This window comes from Achromobacter sp. CF-sbj1-Ac2-l (assembly GCF_052698165.1).
This window is the reverse complement of record NZ_CP199855.1, coordinates 1,046,817-1,073,213: the sequence shown is the minus strand read 5'-3', so window position 1 is coordinate 1,073,213 and position 26,397 is coordinate 1,046,817. Positions and strand designations below refer to the sequence as shown.

Here is a 26,397-nt window from a genome sequence, read left to right as displayed (position 1 = left end):
TTTGTACGCGAAGAAAGTCGGATTTTATTTGCCGAACAGGTCGCCGCTGCTGCTGGCCGCGCCGGCGGGAGGCGTCAGGCCCAGGTGGCGCCAGGTGGTCAGGGTGGCGGTGCGGCCGCGCGGCGTGCGTTGCAGGTAGCCGTGCTGGATCAGATAGGGCTCGATCACGTCCTCGATGGTGTCGCGTTCTTCGCCGATGGCCGCGGCCAGGCTGTCCACGCCCACCGGGCCGCCATCGAACTTGTGGATGATGGCTTCGAGCAGCTTGCGGTCCATCAGGTCCAGGCCCTGCGGATCGACTTCCAGCATGGCCAGGGCGCGGCCGGCGACGTCGGCGTCGATGGTGCCGCCGGCCTTGACCTCGGCGTAGTCGCGCACCCGCCGCAGCAGGCGGTTGGCGATACGCGGCGTGCCACGGGCGCGGCGCGCCACTTCGGCGGCGCCGTCAGGCGTGATGCCGGCATTGAGCAGGCCGGCGCTGCGGGTGACGATGCGGCCGAGGTCGTCGGCGTTGTAGAACTCCAGCCGCGAAACGATGCCGAAGCGGTCGCGCAGCGGATTGGTCAGCATGCCGGCGCGGGTGGTGGCGCCGACCAGCGTGAATGGCTGCAGGTCGAGCTTGACGCTGCGCGCGGCCGGGCCCTCGCCGATCAGGATGTCGATCTGGAAATCCTCCAGCGCGGGGTAGAGGATTTCCTCGACCACGGGCGACAGCCGGTGGATCTCGTCGATGAACAGGACGTCGTTCTTTTCCAGGTTGGTCAGCAGCGCGGCCAGGTCGCCCGGGCGCTCGAGCACGGGGCCGGAGGTCTGGCGCAGTTGCACGCCCATTTCATGCGCGATGATGTGAGCCAGCGTGGTCTTGCCCAGGCCCGGCGGGCCGAACAGCAGCACGTGGTCCAGCGCCTCGCCGCGCTTGCGGGCGGCGGCGATGAAGATCTCGAGCTGTTCGCGCGCGCGCCGCTGGCCGACGTATTCTTCCAGCGCCTTGGGCCGCAGGGCGCGTTCGATCGACTCCTCGTTGGGCGACGCCGGTTGGGGCGCGACGATGCGAGGCGCGTCGGGGCGGGAGGAAAGCGAATCGGACTGGATGGCCATGGTGCGGGAACGACTGGATACTGAGCGGGATGCTGCATCGTACCGTAACCGCTGGGCCCGGGGCGGGGTCCGCGCCCAAAACGCCCCCGGGGCGGAATCAGGCGCCGTCCACGACCGGCAGCTTGACCCGCACGCACAGCCCGCCCGACTCGGCCTGCAATAGTTCCAGCGAACCGCCGTGCGCGCGCGCGATGGCCTCGGCCAGCGCCAGCCCCAGGCCGACGCTGCCGGTGCGGGTACGGGCGTCGTCCAACCGGCTGAAGGGTCGCAGCGCCTCCAGGCGCCGCTCCGGCACGATGCCAGGGCCATGGTCGGAGACATCCAGCACCGCGTAGCGGTCCTCGCGCCGCAGGCCGATGTCGACGGGCGGCGCGCCATGGTTCAGGGCATTGCCGATCAGGTTGTCGAGCAGGCGCCCCAGCGCCACTGCGTCCCCGTGCACGACCAGCGCGTCATCGCCGCCCGCGGTCTTGAGCGTAACGTCGGTGCCGGCGCCGCGCCAGGCATTGACGCGCTCGGTCAGCCAGTCGGGCAGCGCCATTGACGCATAGCGGTAGGCAGCCGGATCGGTGCCGCGCACGAAGCCGATGAACTGGTCGACCATATGCTGCATGTCCTGCAGGTCGGTGCGCAGGCCTTCCTTGAGGGCCGAATCGTCGGCCAGCTCGATGCGCAGCCACATGCGCGACAGCGGTCCCTTGAGGTCGTGCGGCAGGCCCGACAGCAGCGTGCGGCGCACGGAATCGGATTCGGACAGCGCGTCCAGCATGGCGTTGAAGCGTTCGCCCAGCACCCGGGTCTCGTGCGGACCGGAAGGCTCCACCCGCTGCGGCTGGCCCGCGGCCAGGCGGTCGGCGGCGTCGGCCAGACGGGTGATGGGGCGGGTGATGTGCCAGGAAAACCCCACCGCCAGCAACAGCAACAGGCCCAGGCCGCCCAGCCAGGCGGCGATGAAAGGCGTGGCCACGGGCGGGTCCAGACGGTCCAGCGGGATCACCAGCCACTCCCGCAGGCGCGGCGCATCCTCGCTGGCCGGGTTGGGCGCCAGCGAGATGAAGATCTCCGGCGTGGGGCCGCGCGACAGCGCCACCCGGGTGCCATCGTTCAGGCGCTCGTTGAGCTGCTGCACCAGCCCGCGCAGGTCGCGGCGGATGTCGTCGGGTTCGGGCTTGTAGCGGCGGATGTGCTCTTCGCGTTCACGCTCGCGTTCGGCGTGGCGTTCTTCGCGTTCGACTTCACGCTCGTCGCCGCGCATCTCGGGCGGCAACGGCGGCCCCTGGATCTGGGCGCTCGGTGGTGGCGGCGGCGGAGGCGGCGGATGCTGCGCATTGCGCGGCGGCGGCCGGCGGCCATTGAAGCGTTGCAGCTTGGCCTCGGCGGGCAGCACCCGCGACCACAGGCGCCACTGGTTCTGCGAGGCGGCGCGCACGAAGTCGGCGCGATCTTCGGCGGGCACTTGCGACACGGCGGCGCGCAAGGTGCGGATGGTGGTGGTGATGTAGCCGATGGCCACGTCTTCCATGAACTTGTGGCGGAAGTACGAGACCGTCACCAGCGTCGCCGCCTGTGTCAGCAACACCGATCCGAGAATCAGCAGGATCAGCCGCGCCCGCAGCGAACGGGGCACCAGAAAGCCGGCGGAGAAGCGCATCAGGGCGAGAACCGGTAGCCGATGCCCCAGACGGTCTGGATCCAGCGGGGTTGCTTGGGATCGTCCTCGATGACGCGGCGCAGGCGCAGGATGGCGATGTCGATGGCGCGATCGTTGCGCTCGCCGGCGTCGTCGTCGCGCGCCAGCGCCAGCAGGCGTTCGCGCGACAGCGGCTTGCCGGCGTTGCGCACCAGGGCTTCGAGCAGGTTGATTTCGCCGCCGGTGAGCTTGACCACGGTGCCGTCGCGCGACAACTGGCGGGTGGAAGGGTCGAAGAGGAAGGGACCAAACGCAACCGGGGCGTCCTTGGTCAACGCGGAAGGGCCGCGCTTGCGCCGCAGCACTGCCTCGATGCGGGCCAGCAGTTCGCGCGGATCGAAAGGCTTGCCGACGTAGTCGTCGGCGCCGGCCTCCAGGCCGATGATGCGATCGACGGCCTCGTCGCGGGCGGTCAGCAGGATGACGGGGATGTCTTCGCCCTGTTCGCGCAGGCGACGACAGGCGTCGGCGCCGTCGCCGCCGGGCAGCATGCGGTCCAGCACCAGGAGGTCCGGGGCGTAGCGGGTGATGCGCGACGGCAGGTCGCTGGCGTCCGGCGCGAGCAGCGTGTCGTAGCCGTGGCGGTTCAGGTAGTCGGCCAGCAGTTGCCGCAGGGCCGGATCGTCGTCGACGACCAGCAGCTTGGTGTGGTGATTGTCCATGGATGCCATAGTGGAGCCGACCGCCTCTGGCGGCAAGAGCCGGGAAATCATCTGAAATATACCTGTTGCACGATGTTTGCCGGCGATGCCGACCCGTTGCCGCCGACATCGCCGCCAGCCGGGACTGGCCCTAAAATACTGGACATTGCCCCGCATACGCTGGTCCGGTTTACTAAAAATCGTTTACAGCTGGGGCAACGTCCCCTTTCTACACTGTTGGTTATGGTCGCCCCTGCATCCTGGCGCAGGCGGCTGCTGCACACGGCGTTGACGGCTGGCCTGGCCAGCCCGTTGATCCCCGCGTCCGGCGCGCCCGCCGCCCCCTCGTCTCCCCCGCCGGCCCCGGCCTATGTGGCGCGCGGCATCGGCGCCCTGTCGCCGGTGCAGCCGGTGCCGGTGCGGCCCGCGCCCTCGATGGCGTCGCGGGCGGTGCCGCTGGACCCGACACCCTGCGACCTCCAGGGCGCCGAGCCGGCCATGGACACCAGCGTGGCGGGCGGCGGCGAGGACGAAACAATTCCGGGGACGGGACCCAGCCTGTCGGGGGATGCTGCGGCTGGCCCGCTCGGGTGCGAAGCGACCCAGACGGCCGCGGCGCCCGCCGATGCGCCGGATTACTCCTTCGACCTGGAAAGCGGGGACATACCTCGGGTGCCCGTGGTCGTGATCTCCGGCGTATCGCGGCCGAGCCGCCCCTGGTTCGCCTCGGTCAGCGGCCAGGACGGCCTGCGCTACGGCGGCGACCGCAACTGGGTCTACCGCAACACCACCGGTCCGTCATTTTCGGTGGGCAACATCAACGCCAATGCGCCCGCCTGGGGCAGCAGCGCGCCGGTCGGCGGCCTGCAGATCTCCAACCTGCCAAGCACCACGGCGCCGCTGGCCGAGGGCAGCTTCGGTTATTCGTCCTCACTCGGCCGGCTCAACCGCATGGATCCGTCGGCCACTTCCGGGGCGGTCGACTATGGCGCCTCGGTCGGCAACAGCACCGTGCGCTACGGGCTGACGCCGGTGCTGACGCTTGAAGGCCAGATGCAGAGCGCGCCGTCGCTGACCACCCGCGGCATGGGCACCACCTACGCCGCCGGCGACTACGGCACCTTCCAGGCCGGCGCCACCCAGAGTTCGTTCGATGCCGCCAGCGCCTGGCGCTACCGCTTCGGCTACAGCGTGGACGTGGCCGACGCGGTCAACCTGGGCTACACCAACGAGCAGATCGGCGCCGGCTTCGGCGACCTGTCGACCTATTCCGGCGGCGTGGCCGCGGCCCCGCAGACCCGCAACACCCTGACCGCCGGGGTGCCGATCACCGGCTGGGGCACGCTCAGCGGCACCTATTCGGGCCTGCACGAAGGTTCGGCGCTGGCCGAGCAGCGGGTCGGCCTGAGCCACAGCATGTTCGTGGCGCCCAAGGTCAAGCTGGCGGTGGGCGCCGACCGCGACATCATTTCGGGCAATTACGAGTGGCGCGCCAACCTCAGCATGCCGGTGGACACCTTCATGCGCGGCACCTGGCTGAGCTGGTGACGCGGCCGGGCCGGTGGACGAAAATGCCCCCGCGCGCCCGGGTCGCCGGATTTGCGGCTTAAAATCCCCGCCATGATGCTCACGGCCTACCCCCATGTCTGACACGCGCGCCCGCGGAGTCCTGCAGCGCGTTTTCGGTTACGAATCCTTCCGCGGCGACCAGCAAGCCATCGTCCAGCAAGTCATCGACGGCGGCGACGCGCTGGTCCTGATGCCCACCGGCGGCGGCAAGTCGCTCTGCTACCAGATCCCGTCCCTGGTGCGCGAAGGCACCGGCATCGTCGTCTCGCCCCTGATCGCGCTGATGCAGGACCAGGTCGACGCGCTGACCGAGCTGGGCGTGCGCGCCGCGTTCCTGAATTCGACCCAGGAATGGCGCGTGGCCCGCGACGTCGAACAGGCCTTCCTGGCCGGCGAGCTGGACCTGCTGTACGTGGCGCCCGAACGCCTGCTGACCGACCGCTGCCTGCAACTGCTGGAACGCGGCAACATCGCCCTGTTCGCCATCGACGAGGCCCACTGCGTGTCGCAATGGGGCCACGATTTCCGGCCGGAGTACCTGGGCCTGTCGATGCTGCACGAGCGCTGGCCCGACGTGCCGCGCATCGCGCTCACCGCCACCGCCACCGCCGAGACCCGTAACGAGATCGCCCAGCGCCTGTCGCTGACCGACGCGCACCACTTCGTCTCCAGCTTCGACCGCCCCAACATCCGCTACCGCATCGTCGAGAAGAACGAGGTGCGCAAGCAGTTGCTGGACATGATCCGCACCGAGCACGAGGGCGAGTCCGGCGTGGTCTACGCGCTGTCGCGGGCACGCGTCGAGGAAACCGCCGAATTCCTCTGCAACCAGGGCATCGACGCCATGCCCTATCACGCCGGGCTCAGCCCCCAGGTGCGCGCCGCCAACCAGGCGCGCTTCCTGCGCGAGGACGGCGTGGTCATGGTCGCCACCATCGCCTTCGGCATGGGCATCGACAAGCCCGACGTGCGCTTCGTGGCGCACATCGACCTGCCCAAGTCGGTCGAGGGCTACTACCAGGAAACCGGCCGCGCCGGCCGCGACGGCCTGCCCGCCACCGCCTGGCTGGCCTACGGCCTGCAGGACGTGGTGCAGCAGCGCCGCATGATCGACGAATCCCCCGGCGACGACGCCTACCGCCGCCGCCTTGGCCAGCAACTGGACGCCATGCTGGGCCTGTGCGAAACCGTGGAATGCCGCCGGGTGCGGCTGCTGGCGTACTTCGGCCAGCACATCACGGCCTGCGGCAACTGCGACGTCTGCCTCGACCCGCCGCAGGCCTGGGACGGCACGGTGGCGGCGCAGAAGGTGCTGTCCGCCGTGTACCGGCTGTGGAAGGAACGCGGCCAGCGCTACGGCGCCGGCCACATCATTGACATCCTGCGCGGCAAGGTCACCGACCGCACCAAGCAGCACGGCCACGAAACGCTCAGCGTGTTCGGCGTGGGCGAAGACCTCAGCGATACCGCCTGGCGCGGCGTGCTGCGCCAGTTGCTGGCGCAGGGCCTGCTGACCGTCGACAACGAAGGCTACGGCACGCTGGCCCTGACCGAAGGCAGCCGCGCCGTGCTCAAGGGCGAGCGCCAACTGATGCTGCGGCGCGAATCCGAAAAGAAAGCCCGCTCCGGCAAGACCGGCGGCAGCCGCGCCAAGGCCGCCGCGATCGACCTGCCCGCCGAACTGCAACCGGTGTTCGAGGCGCTGCGCGCCTGGCGCGGCGAAGTGGCCAAGAGCCACGGCGTGCCGGCCTACGTCATCTTCCACGACGCCACGCTGCGCGAAATTGCGCTGGCCCAGCCCGACTCGATGGACGCGCTCAGCCACATCAGCGGCGTCGGCGCGCGCAAGCTGGAAGCCTACGGCGAGGAAATCCTGCAGCGGGTGGCGCGGCCGGTGCTGTAAGGCCGGGCTTGGCGCGGCATCCCTGGGAGCCGGGGCGGCCGACGGCGGCGGCGCGCCACAGTGGATGGCATGGCCATCCGCCGTCGCCTCACCCCCGGCGGCATCAAGGCGACGGCGGCGGCAACAGCGGCACGGGCGCGCGCTCCTTGCCGAACACCGAGCGATAGGCCAGGATGTTGAACACCAGCACCACCGGGATCCCCACCACCGCGCCGGCCATCACCAGGCGCATCGAGCCCAGCGCGCCAGCGCCGTCCCACAGCGTCATGTCGTCCAGGATCAGATAGGGGAACAGGCTGTAGGCCAGGCCGCTCAGCATCAGCAGGAACAGCGCCACGCACAGCACGAACGGCAGCCAACTGAAGCGGTCGGCGCGGCCCGGCAGGCGCGCCAGCAGCATTTCGGCGGCAACGAAGCCCGCCAGCATCAGCACCCATACGGTGGCCGCGAGGCTCAGGTGGGCGATGTTGCTCCATTTGTAGAAGATGCCGGCGTTGGCCAGGCCCAGCGTGACGGCGATGGCGACCATGCCGACCGCGGTCCAGCGGATCGCGTGCCGCGCCCAGTTGGCCGCGCGGCGCTGCAGCTCGCCGTCGACCCGCATCACCAGCCACGACGCGCCCAGCAGCACATAGGCGGCCACGGCGCACAGGCCGACGAACAGCGCGAACCAGCCATAGCCGGCGTCGGATTGGTAGCCAGTGGCAATGCGCCCTAGCAGCATGCCCTGCCCAAAGGCGGTCATCAGCGAACCGGCCCAGAAGGCGAAGATCCAGCGCGGCTTGGCCTCGTTGCGGGCGCGGATGCGGAATTCGAAGGAGACGCTGCGCAGCACCACGCCCAGCACCATGAAGGTGAGCGGCCCGTAGAGTTTGCCCAGCACCGCGCCCCAGGCGAATGGAAAGGCGGAAGCGAACAGCCCCATGCCCAACAGCAGCCAGAATTCGTTGGCGTCGCGCCAGGGGCTCAGCAGGCTCATCATGCGGCCGCGTTCCTGCTCGGGCGCGAGCTGCAGCAGGATGCCCACGCCCAGGTCGAAGCCATCCAGCACCACGCCGGCAGCGACCACCACGAACAGCAGGCCCATGAACGCCAACGGCATCCAGAAGGAAGGATCATCGGGACTGAGCCCCTGCGAGGCGGCGAGCATGGCGATCATGGCGTTCCCCCGCCCAGTTTGCGCACCGGCACCACGCCGTAGCGCGCCGCATGGAACAGCATGCCGGCGAAGGCGGCCAGCAGCAACGCGTACAGAAGGCCGTACCCGACCAGGCCGTACAGCACGGTGCTGGAAGACATGGGGCCCAGCACCTCGGTCTGGGTGATCGTGCCGTTGACCGCGAAGGGCTGCAGGCCGATGATGGACACCCACCAGGCGGCCACGACGGCGATACCGCCGGAAAACATCATGCCGCACAGCACGCGCTGCCACCATTGCGGGACCGCCGCGACATCCATGCCGCGGCGCCAGGTCAACAGAAGCGTGACCCATGACACCGCCAGCATCAGCAGGCCCAGCCCCGCGGCCACCCGTAGCGACCAAAAGGTGAGCGCCACCGGCGGCAGCATGCCGGAATACTTGTCCAGCCCCTGGTAGGTGCCGTCTTCATTGCGGTGCAACCACATGCCGCCAGCGTTGTTCCAGGTCCAGTCGGCCACGTTGACATGGTTGCGGGCGTCCGGCCAGCCGAACAGCACCAGGCGCGGCTCGGCGCCGCTTTCCCAGTAGCCGGCGGCGGCGGCGGCCTTGGCGGGCTGGTACTGCGCCACCATCTGGCCGGCGCCCGAGGCCACCGGCAATTGCAGCACGGAAGCCAGCGCGGCGATCGCCAAGCCGGTCTTGAAGGTGCAGCGCTCGCCGTCGTCCAGCGGACGGCGCAGGGCCTGCAGGGCGGTCACGCCCATCATCAGGAAGGCGGCCGCCAGGGCCGAGCCCACCACCACCACGGCCATGCGCCAGCCGACCGAGGGGTTCAGCACCACCGCCACCCAGTCGTAGACCTGGTAGCGGCCATCGACCAGCACGGCGCCGTCCGGCGTCTGCATCCACGATTGCAGCGCCAGCACCCAGAACAGCGCCACCAGTTGCCCCACGGCCACCATCAGCACCGCCAGGGTGTGGGCGCCGTCGGACACGCGGCGCTGGCCGAACAGCATGACGCCCAGGAAACACGACTTGAGGATGAAGACCGACAGGATGCCGTAGCCCAGCAGCGGACCGGCGACGTTGCCGATCTTGTCCATCAGGCCGGCCCACAGGCTGCCGAGCTGGATCAGCACGGGCACGCAGGCGGCCAGTGTCAGCACGAAGGACAGGGCGAAAATGCGCACCCAGAAGCGGTAGGCGGCGGTCCAGCCGCCCTGCCCCGAGACGCGGGCGCGTATCTTGAAAAACAGCAGGACCCACGCAAGCGCCAGGGCCACGGCCAGGAACAGCGCCAGGAAGCTCAGGCTGGCCACGAATTGCGCGCGGGCCAGGGAAAGGGTGGAGATATCCATGATGGCCCGTAGTGTAGAGCCAGTTACACGACAATGGGGGCCAGTTTGAAACCGCTTGCAGCGAGCCAAAAATGGCTTGTCCCGGGAACGTGGCAAAATTGACGCTTTGTCGCTGCTTTTTCCTATTCTTTCAAGAATGACCTCCGCCACGACGCCGACCCCCGCCGCATCCAATTTCCTGCTCAACATCGTCGAAGACGACCTGCAAGCCAACCGCTTCCAGGGCAAGCGTTGGGCGGGCAAGCCTGGGCCGGCCTCCGTGCAGCAGCAGGGCGAACCCGATCCGGCGAAGATCCGCACCCGTTTTCCGCCGGAGCCGAACGGCTATCTGCACATCGGCCACGCCAAGAGCATCTGCGTGAACTTCGGCCTCGCCCGCGACTTCGGCGGCGTCTGTCACCTGCGCTTTGACGACACCAACCCCGAGAAGGAAGACCAGGAGTACGTCGACGCCATCATCGAGGCCGTGCACTGGCTGGGCTTCGACTGGAAGGCCGACGGCCGCGACAACCTGTATTTCGCCAGCGACTACTTCGGCTATATGTATGAGTTCGCCGAGGCGCTGGTCGAGGCCGGCCACGCCTACGTCGACGAACAGAGCCCCGACGAGATCCGCGCCAACCGCGGCACCCTGACCGAACCCGGCGTCGACTCGCCCTGGCGCAACCGCCCGGCCCCCGAGTCGATCACGCTGCTGCGCGAGATGCGCGACGGCAAGCATCCGGACGGCAGCCTGGTGCTGCGCGCCAAGATCAACATGGCGTCGCCCAACATCAACCTGCGCGACCCGGTCATGTACCGCGTGCGCCACGCCACTCACCACCGCACAGGCAACCAGTGGTGCATCTACCCGATGTACAGTTGGGCGCATCCGGTGGAGGACGCGCTGGAAGGCATCACCCATAGCGTCTGCACGCTGGAGTTCGAGGACCAGCGCCCGTTCTATGACTGGATCCTGGAACGCCTGGCCGAACTGGGCAAGCTGGCCCGGCCGCTGCCGCACCAATATGAGTTCTCCCGCCTGAACCTGAGCTACGTGGTCACCAGCAAGCGCAAGCTGCTGCAACTGGTGCGCGAAGGCCACGTGGATGGCTGGGACGATCCCCGCATGCCGACCATTTTCGGCCTGCGCCGCCGCGGCTACACGCCGGCCTCGATCCGCCTGTTCTGCGACCGCACGGCAGTGTCGAAGTCGGATTCGCGCATCGACTACAGCCTGCTGGAGCAGGCCGTGCGCGACGACCTGGACCCGATCGCGCCGCGCTCGGTGGCGGTGCTGGATCCGCTCAAGCTGGTCATCACCAATTACCCGGAAGGCCAGACCGAGATCTGCACGGCGCCGCGCAATCCGCACGATCCGGAGGCCGGACTGCGTGAGTTCCCCCTGTCGCGCGAACTGTGGATCGAGCGCGATGACTTCCGCGAGGAAGCGCCGAAGAAGTATTTCCGCCTGTTCCCGGGCAACCTCGTGCGCCTGAAGTATGGCTATGTGGTGCGCTGCACGGGCTTCACCAAGAACGAGGCCGGCGAAGTGGTCGAGGTGCAGGCCGAGTACCTGCCGGAGACGCGCAGCGGCACGCCGGGGGCGGACAGCGTCAAGGTCAAGGGCAATATCACCTGGGTCAGCGCGGCGCATGCGGTGCCGGCGCAGATCCACCTGTACGACCGCCTGTTCGCGGATCCGCGGCCGGACGGCGGCGACAAGGATTTCCTGGCCTGCCTGAATCCGAATTCGAAGGAGACGGTGACGGCGTGGCTGGAGCCGGGCACGGTGGCGGCGCCGGGGGCGACGTGGCAGTTCGAGCGGCTGGGGTATTTCACGGCTGACTTGAAGGAGTCGACGGTGGAGAAGCCTGTGCTGAATCGGGTGGTGACGTTGCGGGATTCTTGGGCGCAGGGGTGAACGTGGGTTGCTCTGCCGAGTGATGCAAAAGGCGCCTTCGGGCGCCTTTTTTCATGGCCAGCAGGGAGGGTTCTTCGTAGGCCGCGCGAGGCGCTACCGGTGTGGAGACATGGAGTGCTGCTGGACCTTGGGGTTCTGGAGAGGGTTGCGGGGCCCGCCAAAATCGGCCGCGCGGGCGGCCGGTTTTGGCATACGTGGTGTCTGGCGTCGGGGCGATGGGCGCTGCGCGGAGGGGGGCGTGGTGGTTGCTTGGGGGCGGGGACGCCCCCCGCCCTCTTTCAGTCCAGTTTGATGTTGGCGGCTTTTACTACGTCGGCCCACTTGGCGGTTTCGCTTTTCATGTAGGCCTCGAAGTCGGCGGGGGTGCCGCCCAGGGGTTGGCTGCCTTCGTCTTCCAGGCGCTTGATGACGGCGGGTTCCTTGAGGACGGCCTGCATGCGGGCGTTGAGCTGGTTGACCATGTCGGCGGACATGCCGGCGGGGCCGACCAGGCCGGTCCAGGCGGAAGCTTCGAAGCCGGGGTAGCCGGATTCGGCGACGGTGGGGACGTCGGGCAAGGCGGCCAGGCGAGCGTTGGAGGTGACGGCCAGGGCGCGCAGCTTGTTGGCGGCGAGCAGGGGGAAGGCGGTCTGCGGGGTGATGAAGTAGAGGTCGGTCTGGCCGCCGACCAGGTCGGTGACGGCGGGGCCGGCGCCCTTGTAGGGGACGTGCAGGAACTCGACGCCGGCGCGACGCGCGAGCATGACGCCGGACATGTGGCCGATGGTGCCGTTGCCGGCGGAGGCCAGACGCAGCGAGGCGGCGGGTTTTTTCCTGGCGTCATCGACGAGGTCGGCCAGGGTCTTGTAGGGCGAGTCGGCGCGCACCACCAGGACCACCGGCTGGGCCGCCACCAGGCCGACCAGGGTGAAGTCCTTCTTCGGGTCGAAGGGCATCTTCGGGTACAGCGCAGGGTTGATCGCGAGGTTGGCGGCCTGGCCCATGCCGACGGTGTAGCCGTCGGGCTGGGCGCGGGCCACGTAGTCCATGCCGATATTGCCGGTGGCCCCGGGCTTGTTCTGCACCACCAGGTTCCAGCCGGTGGCCACGCCCAGGCGCTCGGCCAGCAGGCGGCTGACGACGTCGGTGCCGCCGCCCGGCGGCATCGGCACGACCAGGTTGATGGGGCGTTCAGGATAGGCGGCGATGGCGGGCGCGGCGCCGGCCAGGGTGGCGACGGCGATCGCGGCCGCGGCCAGGCGGCGCGGCATGAGGCGCGAAAGGACTTGCATGAGGTTGTCTCCAGATGGGATGCGTAGCGGAACGGCCGGGGCCGGCCGGGTCAGTTCACGGGCCCGACGACGCCCGCTTCGGTCAGGGCCGCGATCTGCGTCGCGCTCAGCCCCAGGGTTTCCAGCAATTGGGCGCCATGCGCGCCCAATGCCGGGGGATCGATACGTACGCCGGGGCGGCGGCCGCCCAGCGTGATGGGCAGCAGCGGCACCTTGGCATGCGCGTTGCCCGCACCGCTGCCCGCACCGTCTTGCGGCAGGGCGATCTCGGCCAGGCCGCCGGTGGCGGCCAGGTGCGGATCGTCGAACAGGTCCTGCGGCTTGGCGATGGGCGCGTAAGGCAGGCCGTGCGCCTCGAAGCGGGCGGCGATGGCGGCGGCCGGCTCGGACGCCAGGCGTTCGCGCAGGATCGGCATGAGCCAGGCGCGGGCCTCGACCCGGTCGTTGTTGCCCGCCAGGCGCGCGTCGGCGGCCAGGTCGGCAAAGCCGAAGGCGTCGCAGAACAGTTTCCACTGGGTATCGGACACCACGGCCAGGAAGATCTGCTCGCCGTCCTTGACGGTGAAGACGTCGTACACCGCCCACGCGGAGATGCGGCTGGGCATGGGCGCGGCCGGCTTGCCGGTGACGGCGTACTGCATCATGTGGTGGCCGACCAGGAACACGTTGTTCTCGAACAGCGCGCTCTGCACTTCCTGGCCGCGGCCGGTGCGCTGGCGCTCGAGCAGCGCGGCCATGGCGCCCATGGCGCCGAACATGCCGCCCATGATGTCGTTGACGGCCGCGCCCGCCCGCAAGGGGCGTCCTTCGGGGCCGGTCATGTAGGCCAGGCCGCCCATCATCTGCACCACCTCGTCGAGCGCGGTGCGGTGCTGGTAGGGACCGGGCAGGAAGCCCTTGTGCGAGACGTAGATCAGGCGCTCGTTCAGCTTCGACAGCGTGGCGTAGTCCAGCCCCAGCCGGGCCATGGTGCCGGCCTTGAAGTTCTCGCTGACGATGTCGGCGGTGGCGATCAGCTTGAGCACCAGTTCGATGCCGCGCGGATCCTGCAGATTGACTGGCAGGCTCTTCTTGTTGCGGTTGAACATGGTGAAGAAACCCGCGCCCGAGCCTTTCAGGCGGCGCGTGTTGTCGCCCTGCACCGGCTCGATCTTGATGACCTCGGCCCCCAGGTCGGCCAGCATCATGCCGCAGGTGGGGCCCATCACCATGTGGGTGAATTCGACCACCCGCACGCCTGTCAGCGGCAGCGCCGGTTCGTCGCTGGCTGGATGTGCGTCATGCGTGCTCATGCGGCCTCCCGCGCGTAGGTGAATCCTTTCGGCAGGCCCGCGTCGGGCACGTGACCGTACAACGGTTCGCCCGGCAGCCCGTCGCGCAGCGCGGCGCGGGCCGCCATCAGCGCGTCGACGTCGATGCCGGTATCCAGTCCCATCGACTCCAGCAGGAACACCAGGTCCTCGGTGACGATGTTGCCGGTGGCGCCGGGCGCGTAGGGGCAGCCGCCCAGGCCGCCCTGGCTGGCGTCGAAGGTGTCGACGCCGGCTTCCAGCGCCGCCACCACGTTGGCCAGCCCCTGGCCGCGGGTGTTGTGGAAATGGGCGCCGCCGGCGCGCGCGCCGAGCTCGGCGCGCAGCGCCCTGAACAAGCGACGCACCTGCGCCGGATTGGCGTAGCCGGTGGTGTCCGACAGCCCGACCTCGTCAACGCCCAACTGTGCCATGGCCACCGCCATGCGCAGCGTGTCGGCTTCCGGCACCCGGCCGGCCAGGGTGCAGCCGAAGGCGGTGGACAGCCCCGCCTCCAGCGTCACGCCAGGAAAGCGGGCATCGCGCAGCGCCACCACCGCCGCGACTTCGTCACGCATCTGCCCGTGTGTCTTGCGCACGTTGGCCAGGGAGTGGGCCTCGCTCACCGACACCGGCAACGTGACCTTGGCCGCGCCGGCCTCGAAGGCGGCCTGCGCGCCGCGCAGGTTGGGGGCCAGCGCCGCGACGTGCAGGCCGGGCAGTTCGCGCGCGCCCACCACCACTTCGGCGGCATCGGCCATCTGCGGCAGCAGCTTGGGCGGCACGAACGAGCAGACCTCGATTTCGCGCAGGCCGGCCGCCGCCAGCGCGCCGATCCAGCGCAGCTTGGCGGGCGTGGGCATGACGGCGGCGATGCTCTGCAACCCATCCCGGGGGCCGACCTCGCTGACTAGAATCTGGGGCATTGACTTTCTCCTTATCGTTCTATAAGATAGAACTTCGTTCTATAAATTATTCCCCATCCGGATTCCGGGTGTCAACCCTGCCTGCCCGAAAGGCCGTTTCGCCATGCCGAGAAAAGCCAGCCAGCCCTCCCTCGCCGACCAGCACGCCGCGCCCGGCGGCGCCGCCGCGGTCGATCGCGCGCTGTCGGTGCTGTCCGCCTTCCGCGCGGGCGACGCCTCGCTGTCGCTGGCGGAACTGGCCGAGCGCACCCAGCTCTACAAGAGCACCGTGCTGCGCCTGCTGGCCTCGCTGGAACATGGCCGCCTGGTGCAGCGCACGGCGGATGGCCAATACGCACTGGGCGCGGAGATCGCGCGGCTGCACGCCGTGTATGCGGCGTCGTTCTCGCTGGAAGGGGTGGTGATGCCGGTGCTGCGGGAACTGACCCGCGTGACCCGCGAAAGCGCCGCGTTCCACGTGCGCCAGGGCGACCATCGCCTGTGCCTGTATCGGGTGGATTCGCCGCAGCCGGTGCGCGACCACATCAAGGCCGGCGACCTGCTGCCGCTGGAACGGGGCGCGGGCGGACGCGTGCTGATGGCCTTCGCCGGCGCGGCCGGCGAGCCGTACGAGAACATCCGCCACAGCGGCGTGGTCGTGCTGGAGGGCGACCGCATGCCCGAGTTGTCCGGCATCTCGGCGCCGGTCTTCAATGAAACGGGCGCCCTGGCCGGCGCCGTCACGCTGACCATGCCGACGCCTCGGCTGCAACGCGAGCATGCTGCGCTGGTGGTGGCCGCCGCCGCCGAAGCCACCCGCAACCTGGGGGGTTTTTACCCTTGGCCGACCGATTGAACGGGGCCTGGGCGGGTTATCATGCCCGACATTCCGCAGACGGTTGCGCGCGCCCCTTCCCGGCGCCCCGAGCCGCCAGCCCCAACCAAGATGAACACTGAATCCCTAGCCCTGGACTTCAAGAGCGCCACCCTGTATGCGATCCGGGTGGTCCTGCACAGTGCCGACCCCGAACGCCTGAACGCCGCGCTGGCCAAGCGCATGGCCGACGCCGGCAGCTTCTTCGAGAATGAGCCCGTGGTGATCGACGCCAGCCGCGTCGAGGACGCCATCGACTGGGCCGCGCTGGTCGCCGCCTTGCGCGGGCACAACCTGCCCCCTATCGGCGTGGTGGCCGAAGGCGCCAACCTGGCCGCGGCCCGCGCCGCCGGCCTGACGCCGGTGGAGCTGTCGACCCCGGCCGCGCGTCCGGCACAGGTGATCGACACCGCGCCGCCCAACGACGTCGCCACGCCGGTGCCGTCGGTGCCGGCCGCCGCCGTCGAGATCGCGCCCGCCCCCACGCCCGCCGCCGAAGCGCCGGCCGATAAGGCAACGGCAAAGGCAACCGAAAAGACGGCCGATCAATCCGCGGACAAGACTGCCGGCAAACCCGCCGCCGAGCCGCTGCCCGAGCGCGCCGCCGCCAGCACCACGTCGGCGCCGAGCCCGACGCCGGCCGCGCCGCAATCGTCGTCGGCGCTGGTCATCACCCGGCCGCTGCGTTCCGGCCAGCGCGTCTACGCGCGCCACACCGACCTGGTCGTGATCGGCATGGTCAGCCAGGGCGCCGAGGTCATCGCCGATGGCAACGTGCATGTGTACGGACCGCTGCGCGGCAAGGCCATGGCCGGCGCGCGCGGCGACACGTCGGCACGCATCTTCACCACGCACCTGGATGCCGAGTTGCTGGCCGTGGCCGGCGTGTACCGCGTGGTCGAAGACAAGCTCGACCGCTCGCTGCACAACCAGCCCGCGCTGGTACGGCTGGATGGCGACACCCTGCGCATCGAGGCCCTGAAAGCCTGAGATGCCCTGCCCGGGATCCATGCCGGCCGGACTGGCGCAAGACCGCGCCAGCGCGAAACGGTCCTGCAACGCAATACTCTGTCAGTCTCGAACGGGCCGTGCCCGTTCAACACATTCTGTAAGAAGCCTTACACGGGCTTTTTGCTTTACGATAACGCGATTTATTCGAACATAAGGGTTTGATCGTCATGACACGCATTGTTGTGGTGACTTCCGGCAAAGGCGGCGTGGGTAAAACCACGACGAGCGCCAGTTTTTCCGCGGGCCTCGCGATGCGGGGCCACAAGACCGCTGTCATCGACTTCGACGTCGGCCTGCGCAACCTCGACCTCATCATGGGCTGCGAGCGTCGCGTGGTGTATGACTTCGTCAATGTGATCCAGGGCGAAGCCACGCTGAACCAGGCGCTGATCAAGGACAAGCAGCTTGAAAACCTGTTCATCCTGCCCGCCTCGCAGACGCGCGACAAGGACGCGCTGACGCAGGAAGGCGTGGAAAAGGTCATCAACGACCTGAAGGAAATGGGCTTCGACTACATCGTCTGCGATTCGCCCGCCGGCATCGAGACGGGCGCGCTGATGGCGGCCTATTTCGCCGACGACGCGCTGGTCGTGACCAACCCCGAAGTCTCGTCGGTGCGCGACTCCGACCGCATCCTGGGCATCCTGGCGGCCAAGTCCAAGCGCGCCGTCGAGGGCGGCGAGCCGGTCAAGGAATTCCTGCTGCTCACGCGCTACAACCCCAAGCGCGTGGTCGACGGCGAAATGCTGTCGCTGGGCGACATCGAGGACATCCTGCGCATCAAGCTGATCGGCGTCATCCCCGAGTCCGAAGCCGTGCTGCAGGCCTCGAACCAGGGCCTGCCCGCCATCCACCTGAAAGATACCGACGTGTCCGAGGCCTACAAGGACGTCGTGGCCCGCTACCTGGGCGAAGACAAGGCCCTGCGCTTTACCGACTACGAAAAGCCGGGTTTCCTGAAACGCCTGTTCGGAGGCAAGTAAGCAATGTCCTTCCTGTCGTTTCTGCTTGGTCAAAAGAAAACATCCGCTTCCGTCGCCAAGGAACGGTTGCAGATCATCCTGGCCCACGAGCGGGGCCGTGGCGATTCGCCCGACTACCTGCCGCAGTTGCAGCAGGAACTGATCGCCGTGATCTCGAAATACGTGAAAATCAACCCCGAGGACATCAAGGTGCACCTGGAACGCCAGGACACCCTCGAAGTGCTCGAGGTCAAGATCGAGATGCCGCAAAGCGAGTCCTGACGCGTTCTCCGCGCGCCGCTGGCCGGCGCCGGATGCGCGCGCAACGCACGCAAAAAAACGCCCGGCGATGAACTGACCCCCAGAAGTTGGACAGTCAGCTAAAGCCCGAAGGCCTGAGCTCGGTATTGCACCGGGCTCAGGCCTTTTAGCTTGAGCTTGATGCGATCGTGATTGTAGTAACGGATGTACTGTCGAATGCCGGCTTGCAACTGCTCGATGCTTTCGAAGCGATTCAAGTGGAAGAACTCAGCCTTGAGCGTGCCGAAGAAGCTTTCCATAGCGGCATTGTCCAGGCAGTTTCCCTTGCGTGACATGCTTTGCGTCACCGATCTATCTGCCAGCATCCGCCTGTAGTTCTGCTGCTGGTACTGCCAGCCCTGATCGGAGTGCAGCACTGGACGCTCCGTCGGCAGCAGCCGCGCCAGCGCCTTCTTCAGCATGCTGCCCACGAGCTTGAACACCGGCCGGCGGCTGGTCTCGTAGGCCACGATCTCGCCGTTGTATAGGTCCATCACCGGCGACAGGTACAGCTTCTCGCCACGTACGTTGAACTCGGTCACATCGGTGACCCACTTTTGGTTCGGACGCGCCGCCTCGAAGTCGCGCGCCAACACGTTGGCCGCCACGTGGTGTGATTGGCCTCGGTAGGACCGGTACTTCTTGGCGCGCACCAGCGACTTCAAGCCTAGCGCCTGCATCAGCTTCTGCACGGTCTTGTGGTTCACTAGCTCACCGGCCTGGCGCAAGACCGCCGTAATCCGGCGGTAGCCGTAGCGGCCCTTGTGACGGGCGTAGACCGCGCTGATGCGCTGCTTGAGCTCGGCGTACGGGTCCACGGCTCCGAACGACTTCAGGTGGTAATAAAACGTGCTGCGCGACAGCTTGGCGACGCGTAGCAGTAGTGCCAGCGGATGCTTGGGCCTTAATCCTTGGACCACTTGCGCTTTCCAACCAGCGCCCGGGTCTTCTCCGCTTCGATCAAGGCCTTCATTTTTTTTAGGTAATCGTTCTCCGCGCGCAGATAGGCCAGCTCTTGCTCGAGTTCTTCCTTGGTCATGTCCTTGGACACCGGCTCTGGGGGGTACTTATGCGGCATGCTTGCTCCTCGGCGCTTGCGCGCCAGCGCCTCTATACCCCCAGCATCATACTGGGCGCGCCATTTCGTAATGTGCCCTGTATGACGAATCCCCAGCAACACCGCTGCCTGCGTGTCCGACAGACCTTCGCGCCGGATCTTGATCAGCACCGATTGTTTGAAGGCCGCGCTGTACGAGCCAGATTGCCTGCGCAACCCGTTAACGCCATGCGCTCGAAAACTCCCGACCCAGCGCCGCACCATTGAGTGCGGCACTTCGTATCGGCGCGCCACCGATTTGAAGCCGTCCGTGCCTTGCAGGTACGCCTGCACCACTTTGATCTTGAATTGCTCTTCATACTTCGCCATGTAAAAACCCCCGAAGGTCGGATCAATATCCAACTTTCGGGGGTCAGTTCACGATGCCGGGCGTTTTTGCGTGTGGGCTCGGCACGCCAGCCGACGCTGGCGACTGCCTCGTCCGCGGCTTAGTGCTTGCCCACCTGATCGCCGATGACGCCACCGATGGCGGCGCCACCCACCGTGCCGAGAATGCCGCCGTTGGTGATGACGGCACCCGCCACACCGCCGAGCGCCGCACCGCCCACCGTGCTTTTCTGGCGATGGCTCATGCTGTCCCACGACGAGCAACCCGCCATGGCCGCGGCCATGGCAACAGCGACACAGATTTTGGAAAGAGATGCGATTTTCATGATGAGGCTCCTATTCTTGTCCCCGGGGTCGCACCAAGATCCAGACGCGAGCGCACGATGCCCCTTGTGGGTTTAGAGCCTTCAGGATCGCAAAATATCCCGCCCCGCGCTGTGAAGTTTGCCCAGGAATTGTGTCAAACGGCGAGGGAATCCTTGCGCTTCCCAGGGACAGTGTTGCTGGAACGGGCCGCTATTTGACCAGACGTAACACGTCGCGGAAGCGTGCATGCTCGCAAGTCTCCATCCACTCGAAAATGGCCATTTCCGACGTGACGATCTCGGCGCCGTGGGCGCGCGCGCGGCGCAGCGCGGCATGATGGTCGGATGGCTTGCGCGAGCCCGCCGCGTCGGCCACCAGCACCGCCTTGTAGCCCAGCTCGGTCAAACCGATGACGGTCTGCAACACGCAGATGTGGGCTTCGCAGCCGGTCACCAGGACCGTCTTGCGCGCCGCCGGCAGCCAGGCCTCGAAGCCACGCTCGCGCGCGGCGGAGAAGCGCATCTTCTGGAACGTGGACTGCACCAGTTCGGCCAGCGGCGCCACCGTGACGCCCAGCATCTTGCTGTGATGTTCCGTCGCGACCACGGGCACATCCAGCAGCCGAGCGGCCCGCGCCAGCTTGGCGTTGGCCGCCAGCACCGCGTCGCCGTCGTGGATCACGGGCATCAGGCGGCCCTGCATGTCGACGATGAGCAGCGTGGAATCGGAGGCTTGCAGCAGCATGGGGGGTCTCCTGGGGTTGAAGGCGGTATCGACGATACGGTATGACCATCACGCCAAACCGCTTCATTCAATGATATCTCGGGGGATCAACCGCCAGGCTCAAGGTGTTGGCGAGTGTCCGCAGCCGTTTGTCCCTGGTCCATAGCGCAGCGCCAAGTGTCAGTCGCGTGGACGCCAACAAGTGTAAATCCACATAGCCGATGCCCTTTCCAAACAATTTCTCGCTATGAAGAAAGTGCATGACTTCGTCATGACTCGCACGCACGACTTGAGGCAATAGCGACATCGCGCCCAATACGACATCACGTCGGCCCAACGAACCCAGCGCCAATTCACCCGCGATGAACGGGTGCATCAATACACTTTCTTCCTCCAGCAAGCGCACCAGATATGGCTCGCCGTCGGATAAATGGTCTACCCAGATGGAAGTGTCAACCAGGATCATTGCAGGTTTCCGTCTGCCGCCGCGGGATAGGCTTCAACTTGGGCGAACTACCACCAAGCTTGGCCAACCGCTTCGCGGCCTCTTTCTGCACGAGCTGGGTCAACGCTCGCGTTACGAGCGCCGATGTCTCCTGGACGCCGGTATAGGTACGGGCCAATTCGAGCAGGTCGTCATCGAGCGTCACAGTCGTACGCACACTGGCCTCCTTGCAATGACTGGAGCAAAAATTCGCATCAAATGATGAACTTTTTGATTCTATCATCCGAAAAAAAATCCCGGCGCGCAATGGCCGGGATTTTCGGACCGCCTGGCAGGCCGGCTTACTTCAGCGCCTTGTAGCGCAGGCGCTTGGGCTTGGCGCCCTCTTCGCCCAGGCGGCGCTTCTTGTCGGCTTCGTACTCCTGGTAGTTGCCGTCGAAGAACACCACTTGCGAATCGCCCTCGAAAGCCAGGATGTGCGTGGCGATACGGTCCAGGAACCAGCGATCGTGGCTGATGACCATGACGCTGCCGGGGAACTCCAGCAGCGCGTCTTCCAGCGCGCGCAGCGTTTCGACGTCGAGGTCGTTGGACGGTTCGTCCAGCAGCAGCACGTTGCCGCCGGCGATCAGCGTCTTGGCCATGTGCAGGCGGCCGCGTTCACCGCCCGACAGCTGGCCGACCACCTTGTTCTGGTCGCCGCCCTTGAAGTTGAAGCGGCCCAGGTAGGCGCGCGAGGACATCTCGAACTTGCCCACGGTGATCACGTCGGCGCCGTCGGCGACCGCGTCGAACACGGTCTTCTTGTCTTCGAGCGCGTCGCGCGACTGGTCGACGTAGGCCAGCTTGACGGTCTGGCCGATCTTCACTTCGCCCGAATCCGGTTGCTCGCGGCCCGCGATCATGCGGAACAGCGTCGATTTACCGGCGCCGTTGGCGCCGATGATGCCGACGATGGCGCCAGCCGGAATCTTGAAGCTGAGGTTGTCGATCAGCAGGCGGTCGCCGTAGGCCTTGCTGACGTTGTTGAACTCGATGACCTCGTTGCCCAGGCGCTCACCCACCGGAATGAAGATTTCCTGGGTCTCGTTGCGCTTCTGGTATTCATAGGACGACAGTTCCTCGAAGCGGGCCAGGCGCGCCTTGGCCTTGGCTTGGCGGCCCTTCGGGTTCTGGCGCACCCACTCCAGTTCCTTCTTGATGGTCTTCTGGCGGGCCGATTCGGAAGCCTCTTCCTGCTTGAGGCGATCTTCCTTCTGCTCCAGCCACGAGCTGTAGTTGCCCTTCCAGGGAATGCCGTAGCCGCGGTCCAGTTCGAGGATCCATTCGGCGGCGTTGTCCAGGAAGTAGCGATCGTGGGTCACGCCCACGACGGTGCCCGGGAACTTGTGCAGGAACTGTTCCAGCCATTCGACGCTTTCGGCATCCAGGTGGTTGGTGGGCTCGTCCAGCAGCAGCATGTCGGGCTTGGACAGCAGCAGGCGGCACAGCGCCACGCGGCGCTTTTCACCGCCGGACAGGTTGCCGACGATGGCATCCCAGGGCGGCAGGCGCAGCGCGTCGGCGGCGATTTCCATCTGGTGTTCGATGTCGTCGGCGCCGCTGGAGGCGGCGGCCGCGATGATGGCTTCCAGCTCGGCCTGCTCGGCGGCCAGCGCGTCGAAGTCGGCGTCAGGCTCGGCGTAGGCCGCATAGACCTCGTCCAGGCGCTTCTTGGCGGTGACCACCGCGCCCAGGCCTTCCTCAACCGCCTGGCGCACCGTGTGCTCGGGGTTGAGCTGCGGTTCCTGCGGCAGGTAGCCGATGTTCAGGCCCGGCATGGGGATGGCTTCGCCTTCGATCTCGCGATCCACGCCCGCCATGATCTTCAGCAGCGTCGACTTGCCCGAGCCGTTCAGGCCCAGCACGCCGATCTTGGCGCCAGGAAAAAACGAAAGCGAGATGTCACGCAGGATCTGCCGCTTGGGCGGCACGATCTTGCCGACGCGGTTCATGGTGTAGACGTATTGGGCCATGGGCTCGTATAGGGAAAGAAAGCTGATGAATCGCTGATTGTAGGCCGGAACCCGGACAGGCGTGCGGGCGGGGTCCGCGCGCGGGTGGCAAGGCTATATTTACGGCTTGTGTCCGTTCCATGACGCCTTTCGCGGCGCCCTGCCCACCCCGATGACCGAAGCCGACCTGCTGGCCCGCACCCCGTTTCCCGCCACCCGCGACAGCCTCGCGGCGCAATTGCGCGAGGGCGGCCTGCGCCCCGGCGCCACGGTGCTCGTGCACACCTCGCTGCGCGCCCTGGGCTGGATCGCGGGCGGTCCCGTGGCGCTGATCCAGGCCTTGCTCGATTGCGTCGGTTCCGACGGCCTGGTGGCCATGCCGGCGCACTCCTCCGACCTGACCGATCCCGCGCAATGGCAGGCGCCGCCGGTGCCGGCCGCCTGGCTGGACACCCTGTGCGAGCACATGCCGGCCTACGATCCCGCCATCACCCCCACGCGTGGCATGGGCGCGGTGGCCGAACTGTTCCGCACCTGGCCCGGCGCCGTGCGCAGCCTGCATCCCACCTGTTCGTTCGCGGCCGTCGGCGCCGGCGCCGACGCGCTGACCGCCAACCACCGGCTGGACGACCCGCTGGGCGAAACCTCGCCGCTGGCAAAGCTGCTGCGCGCCGACGCCGAGATCCTGCTGCTGGGCGTCGGCTTCGATGTCTGCACCATGCTGCACCTGGCCGAACAACGCGCCTGGCCGACACGGGCGCGCCAGCCCGAGGCCTCGCCCATCATCGAGCACGGCCGGCGTGTCTGGAAGCGTTATGACCAGCCCGCGCTGCTCGACTCCGACCATTTCCTGCCGGTCGGCCAGTCGTTGATCGACGCCGGACTGGCGCGGCGCTTCGCGCTGGGCGCGGGCCACGGCCTGCGCGTGCCGGCCAGGGTGGCGGTGGAACACGCCCAGCGGTACTGGCACGGCAAGCCCGTGCCCGACTGAGGCGCGTGGCGCCCTACGAGGCTGCCCGCGCGCGGCGGGCCCCGGCGAAGGGCGCCCGCATCTGCGCCAGCATCACGCCGGCCAGCGCCATCGCGCCGCCAACGATGTGGAACAGGTGCGGTTTCTCGTCCAGGAACAGCGCCGCGATCGCCACGGTGGCCACCGGCATCAGGTTCAGGAACACGCTGGCGCGGGCCGGCCCCAGGTGGCGCACGCCCTGCATCCACAGGAACGGCGCGAACAGCGACGGGAACAGGCCGGCATACAGCACCAGCGGCAGATTATCGCCATTGAGCGGCGAGGCGGGCGCCATCAGAAAGGCGGGCAACTGGAACAGCACGCCGAACGCCACCTGCACGTACAGCGACACCCATGGCCCGGCCGGCAAACCCCAGCGCCGCAGCAGCACGCCGTACAGCGCGTAGGCCAACGCCGCCACGCCCATCAGCACATCGCCATGGTTCGCGCCCACCGACAACAGGCGCGCCGGATCGCCTTCGCCGATCAGCAACGCCAGCCCCGCCAGCGACAGCAGGCCGCCCAGCAGCGCCATCAGGGAGGGACGCTCGCGCAACACCACGGCGCCGACCGCGATGGTCAGCAACGGAATCATCGCGGTGATGATGCCCATGTTGGTGGCAGTGGTGCTGCCGGCCGCGACGTAGGCCAGGCCCTGGTACAACGCCATGCCCAGGCCGCCCAGCACCGCGAACTTGGGCAGGTACGGCCACAGCGCGCGCCGCTGGCGCCAGGCGGCCGGCAGCGCGAACGGCGTCAGCAGCAGCCCCGCCAGCGCCCAGCGGTAAAAGCCGATGGCGGCCGGCGCGATCACGCCGGCCGCCATCTTGGTCACGATCATGTTGACCGACCAGATCAGCGCCGCCAGCAGCGGGAACAGCAGATAGCGGGCGGGAGTGGGCGAAACATCGACGCGCGTCATGGGGATAAAACCAAAAGCAGATAACGGCCGGCCAGTGTAGGACCTGTCCGACTCGCTGTATATAATGAAAAACCGACAACCACCAGCGAACTTCGGACATGGACCTCGCCGCCGCCCCGCCCAGCCTTGGCCCGGGCCGCCCCTATCCGCTGGCCTGCCGCATCCTGCACTTCCTGCCGCACTCGCGCATACAACGCCACAGCTCGCCCTGGGGCGAACTGAATTTCGCCCTGTCCGGCATCATGGAAATCGGCATCGAGGACAGCACCTACCTGTCGCCGCCCCACTACGCCATCTGGATACCGCCGCACGTCTCGCACTGCTGCCAGAACCAGGGGGAAGTGCACTACGCCTGCATCGACATCCCGGCCGCCGCCTGCGCCGCCCTGCCCGCCAGGCCTTGCACGCTGGAGATCAGTCCCGTCATGCGCGCCATTCTGGCCGACTTCGAACGGCGCGGCATCGCCTATCCAGATACGCCGGACGACCGGCGCCTGGCGCAAGTGGTCATCGACCAGATCCGCGTCGCCCCGGTCTACGCCAGCTACCTGCCGTCCACGACCGAACCCGTGCTGGCCCCCATCCTGACCGCCCTGCAGCGCCAGCCCGGCGACAAGCGCGGCGCCGCCTACTGGGCCGCCACCGCCGGCATCACCGAACGCACCCTCCTGCGCCACTGCCAGCAACACCTGGGCATGTCGTTCAACGAGTGGCGCCAACGCTTGCGCGTGGTCAGCGCGCTGGAAATGCTCGACGCCGGCCAGTCAGTACAGGTGGTATCGCGCGAACTCGGCTACAGCACGCCGTCCGCCTTCATCGCCATGTTCCAGCGCCTGACCGGCCAGTCACCCGACAGCGCCCGCAAGCGCGCCCCGGCGGCCGCCTGAAGGCCGCGTAATCCAAGCGCCCGATGCAAGCCGCGCGCGATCGCGAGACAATAGCGTCTGCATTTTCTTCGTAACGCCGTCCCCGCGGCATCATCGCGCCAGGAACCCCCATGTCCGCCTCCGCCACGCCCCCGCCTTCCCTGACCCACTTCAGCGCGACCGAGCTGGACATGCTCGCCAAGACCGCCGACGCCCTCAGCGCCTACCTGGGCAAGCCCGTCCTGGCCGAAGTGGTGCTGGGCGAAGAAGGCACCGAATGGGTCACCTATGGCGTGCCCATTGACGAAAACGCCGAGCCCGACGAAGAACAGACCCACGTCCAGCTCGGCGGCCCCGGCGCCCGCCTGCTCGGCAACCGCGGCGGCCTGCCCCCGACCGGCGACGACACCTACGACTGCCTCTACCTCTGGGCCATCCAGATCTCGCTGAACGAAGGCGAACGCTTCATCAAGCTCGACCACGACGGCGAGGAATCCGCCTGGTCCGACAACCTGGAAGATGTCCTCCCCTTCGCCCTGACCGAGGAACCCCTGCCCGACCCGGATGAGGAAGACGAGGAAGACGACGACGAGGACGAGGACGACGCCCACGACCACGCTCACGACCACAACGATCCGGGTCACCGCCACTGAACCGGAAGGCAGGCGGCAGGCCCCAATGAGCCGCCCGCCACCAAGCAAAAAGGGCTTCCCAAAAGAAGCCCTTTGCCAAAACCACTCTCCCGCGACACCGCCCCGCCAAAAAAGCGGGCA

At 67.6% G+C, this 26,397-nt stretch carries 25 protein-coding genes; 10 read left to right on the top strand and 15 right to left on the bottom strand.

The genetic code is table 11. The annotated features are described in order from the left end of the window. Positions 1-24: 24 nt before the first annotated feature. The 3 genes from ruvB to ACUDCK_RS04910 form a co-directional block, all read right to left on the bottom strand. Complete coding sequence (ruvB, locus tag ACUDCK_RS04920; RefSeq protein ID WP_175142076.1) at positions 25-1,098, bottom strand: Holliday junction branch migration DNA helicase RuvB; 1,074 nt, start codon at positions 1,096-1,098, stop codon at positions 25-27. Between the two features lie 97 nt (positions 1,099-1,195). Then, positions 1,196-2,749, bottom strand: coding sequence for a sensor histidine kinase (locus ACUDCK_RS04915; protein WP_054501780.1), 1,554 nt, complete (start codon positions 2,747-2,749; stop codon positions 1,196-1,198). Beyond that, positions 2,749-3,450, bottom strand: coding sequence for a response regulator (locus ACUDCK_RS04910; RefSeq protein ID WP_006388986.1), 702 nt, complete (start codon positions 3,448-3,450; stop codon positions 2,749-2,751). The genes ACUDCK_RS04915 and ACUDCK_RS04910 overlap by 1 nt, the downstream gene beginning before the upstream one ends. A 222-nt stretch (positions 3,451-3,672) precedes the next feature. On the opposite strand from ACUDCK_RS04910, the gene ACUDCK_RS04905 reads away from it, so the two are divergent. Both ACUDCK_RS04905 and recQ read left to right on the top strand, forming a co-directional pair. Continuing rightward, positions 3,673-4,977, top strand: a complete 1,305-nt coding sequence (locus ACUDCK_RS04905; protein ID WP_144655805.1) for a fimbrial protein — start codon at positions 3,673-3,675, stop codon at positions 4,975-4,977. 94 nt (positions 4,978-5,071) lie between these two features. After that, positions 5,072-6,901, top strand: a complete 1,830-nt coding sequence (gene recQ, locus ACUDCK_RS04900) for a DNA helicase RecQ (protein WP_445659292.1) — start codon at positions 5,072-5,074, stop codon at positions 6,899-6,901. A gap of 103 nt (positions 6,902-7,004) precedes the next feature. Here the strand turns inward: recQ and ACUDCK_RS04895 are convergent, their stop codons facing one another. Both ACUDCK_RS04895 and ACUDCK_RS04890 read right to left on the bottom strand, forming a co-directional pair. Continuing rightward, a complete protein-coding gene (locus ACUDCK_RS04895; protein WP_054501782.1) occupies positions 7,005-8,060 on the bottom strand; it encodes a cytochrome d ubiquinol oxidase subunit II in 1,056 nt (351 codons plus the stop codon). Further along, a complete protein-coding gene (locus ACUDCK_RS04890; protein ID WP_054501783.1) occupies positions 8,057-9,400 on the bottom strand; it encodes a cytochrome ubiquinol oxidase subunit I in 1,344 nt (447 codons plus the stop codon). Before ACUDCK_RS04890 ends, ACUDCK_RS04895 begins: the two co-directional genes overlap by 4 nt. 136 nt (positions 9,401-9,536) lie before the next feature. Here ACUDCK_RS04890 and ACUDCK_RS04885 point away from each other — a divergent pair, with 136 nt between their 5' ends. Then, positions 9,537-11,303: a glutamine--tRNA ligase/YqeY domain fusion protein gene (locus tag ACUDCK_RS04885; protein WP_175167772.1), complete on the top strand. Its 1,767-nt coding sequence runs from the start codon at positions 9,537-9,539 to the stop codon at positions 11,301-11,303. A gap of 278 nt (positions 11,304-11,581) precedes the next feature. Here the strand turns inward: ACUDCK_RS04885 and ACUDCK_RS04880 are convergent, their stop codons facing one another. Genes ACUDCK_RS04880 through ACUDCK_RS04870 form a run of 3 tightly spaced genes read right to left on the bottom strand, consistent with a single transcriptional unit; the run spans position 11,582 to position 14,789 of the window. After that, entirely contained in the window at positions 11,582-12,574 is a 993-nt protein-coding gene (locus ACUDCK_RS04880) for a Bug family tripartite tricarboxylate transporter substrate binding protein (RefSeq protein WP_080977322.1), read from the bottom strand. 50 nt (positions 12,575-12,624) lie between these two features. Further along, positions 12,625-13,866, bottom strand: coding sequence for a CaiB/BaiF CoA transferase family protein (locus ACUDCK_RS04875; protein ID WP_144655801.1), 1,242 nt, complete (start codon positions 13,864-13,866; stop codon positions 12,625-12,627). Then, on the bottom strand, positions 13,863-14,789 hold the full coding sequence (locus tag ACUDCK_RS04870) for a hydroxymethylglutaryl-CoA lyase (RefSeq protein ID WP_175167773.1): 927 nt from the start codon (positions 14,787-14,789) through the stop codon (positions 13,863-13,865). The genes ACUDCK_RS04875 and ACUDCK_RS04870 overlap by 4 nt, the downstream gene beginning before the upstream one ends. A gap of 103 nt (positions 14,790-14,892) precedes the next feature. On the opposite strand from ACUDCK_RS04870, the gene ACUDCK_RS04865 reads away from it, so the two are divergent. The 4 genes from ACUDCK_RS04865 (at position 14,893) to minE (ending at position 17,897) form a co-directional block, all read left to right on the top strand. Next, the gene (locus ACUDCK_RS04865; protein WP_054501785.1) at positions 14,893-15,624 is read left to right on the top strand and encodes an IclR family transcriptional regulator; all 732 of its coding nucleotides are present in this window, start codon (positions 14,893-14,895) and stop codon (positions 15,622-15,624) included. 90 nt (positions 15,625-15,714) lie between these two features. Then, a complete protein-coding gene (minC, locus tag ACUDCK_RS04860; RefSeq protein WP_054501786.1) occupies positions 15,715-16,632 on the top strand; it encodes a septum site-determining protein MinC in 918 nt (305 codons plus the stop codon). A gap of 188 nt (positions 16,633-16,820) precedes the next feature. Then, entirely contained in the window at positions 16,821-17,636 is an 816-nt protein-coding gene (gene minD / locus ACUDCK_RS04855; RefSeq protein WP_006388978.1) for a septum site-determining protein MinD, read from the top strand. Between the two features lie 3 nt (positions 17,637-17,639). Continuing rightward, positions 17,640-17,897, top strand: a complete 258-nt coding sequence (minE, locus tag ACUDCK_RS04850; protein ID WP_006393143.1) for a cell division topological specificity factor MinE — start codon at positions 17,640-17,642, stop codon at positions 17,895-17,897. 98 nt (positions 17,898-17,995) lie between these two features. Here the strand turns inward: minE and ACUDCK_RS04845 are convergent. The 6 genes from ACUDCK_RS04845 to ettA form a co-directional block, all read right to left on the bottom strand. After that, a protein-coding gene (locus ACUDCK_RS04845) for an IS3 family transposase (protein WP_374700840.1) occupies positions 17,996-19,341 on the bottom strand; the annotation gives its coding sequence in 2 pieces (ribosomal slippage) (positions 17,996-18,874 and positions 18,877-19,341; 1,344 coding nt in all). Between the two features lie 119 nt (positions 19,342-19,460). Then, the gene (locus tag ACUDCK_RS04840; protein WP_006388976.1) at positions 19,461-19,685 is read right to left on the bottom strand and encodes a glycine zipper 2TM domain-containing protein; all 225 of its coding nucleotides are present in this window, start codon (positions 19,683-19,685) and stop codon (positions 19,461-19,463) included. A gap of 190 nt (positions 19,686-19,875) precedes the next feature. Then, on the bottom strand, positions 19,876-20,409 hold the full coding sequence (locus tag ACUDCK_RS04835) for an isochorismatase family protein (protein ID WP_175168418.1): 534 nt from the start codon (positions 20,407-20,409) through the stop codon (positions 19,876-19,878). A gap of 67 nt (positions 20,410-20,476) precedes the next feature. Then, positions 20,477-20,854 (bottom strand): type II toxin-antitoxin system VapC family toxin, encoded by a 378-nt coding sequence (locus ACUDCK_RS04830; RefSeq protein ID WP_175168416.1) that lies wholly within the window; start codon positions 20,852-20,854, stop codon positions 20,477-20,479. Further along, complete coding sequence (locus ACUDCK_RS04825) at positions 20,841-21,116, bottom strand: type II toxin-antitoxin system VapB family antitoxin (RefSeq protein ID WP_211485706.1); 276 nt, start codon at positions 21,114-21,116, stop codon at positions 20,841-20,843. The genes ACUDCK_RS04830 and ACUDCK_RS04825 overlap by 14 nt, the downstream gene beginning before the upstream one ends. Before the next feature lie 58 nt (positions 21,117-21,174). Next, positions 21,175-22,848: an energy-dependent translational throttle protein EttA gene (gene ettA, locus ACUDCK_RS04820; RefSeq protein ID WP_175168413.1), complete on the bottom strand. Its 1,674-nt coding sequence runs from the start codon at positions 22,846-22,848 to the stop codon at positions 21,175-21,177. A 106-nt stretch (positions 22,849-22,954) separates the two neighbouring features. Between ettA and ACUDCK_RS04815 the strand changes: the two genes are divergently transcribed. Further along, positions 22,955-23,818 carry an aminoglycoside N(3)-acetyltransferase gene (locus tag ACUDCK_RS04815; protein WP_244976984.1) on the top strand — a complete coding sequence of 288 codons (864 nt, stop codon included), beginning with the start codon at positions 22,955-22,957 and terminating at the stop codon, positions 23,816-23,818. 13 nt (positions 23,819-23,831) lie between these two features. On the opposite strand, the gene ACUDCK_RS04810 is transcribed toward ACUDCK_RS04815, so the two are convergent. Next, positions 23,832-24,758, bottom strand: a complete 927-nt coding sequence (locus tag ACUDCK_RS04810) for a DMT family transporter (protein ID WP_175168411.1) — start codon at positions 24,756-24,758, stop codon at positions 23,832-23,834. Between the two features lie 98 nt (positions 24,759-24,856). Between ACUDCK_RS04810 and ACUDCK_RS04805 the strand changes: the two genes are divergently transcribed. Together ACUDCK_RS04805 and ACUDCK_RS04800 are read left to right on the top strand one after the other, a co-directional pair. Continuing rightward, complete coding sequence (locus tag ACUDCK_RS04805; protein ID WP_054501790.1) at positions 24,857-25,645, top strand: AraC family transcriptional regulator; 789 nt, start codon at positions 24,857-24,859, stop codon at positions 25,643-25,645. A 110-nt stretch (positions 25,646-25,755) separates the two neighbouring features. Beyond that, the gene (locus ACUDCK_RS04800) at positions 25,756-26,277 is read left to right on the top strand and encodes a hypothetical protein (protein ID WP_064522718.1); all 522 of its coding nucleotides are present in this window, start codon (positions 25,756-25,758) and stop codon (positions 26,275-26,277) included. The last annotated feature ends 120 nt before the right edge of the window (positions 26,278-26,397 follow it).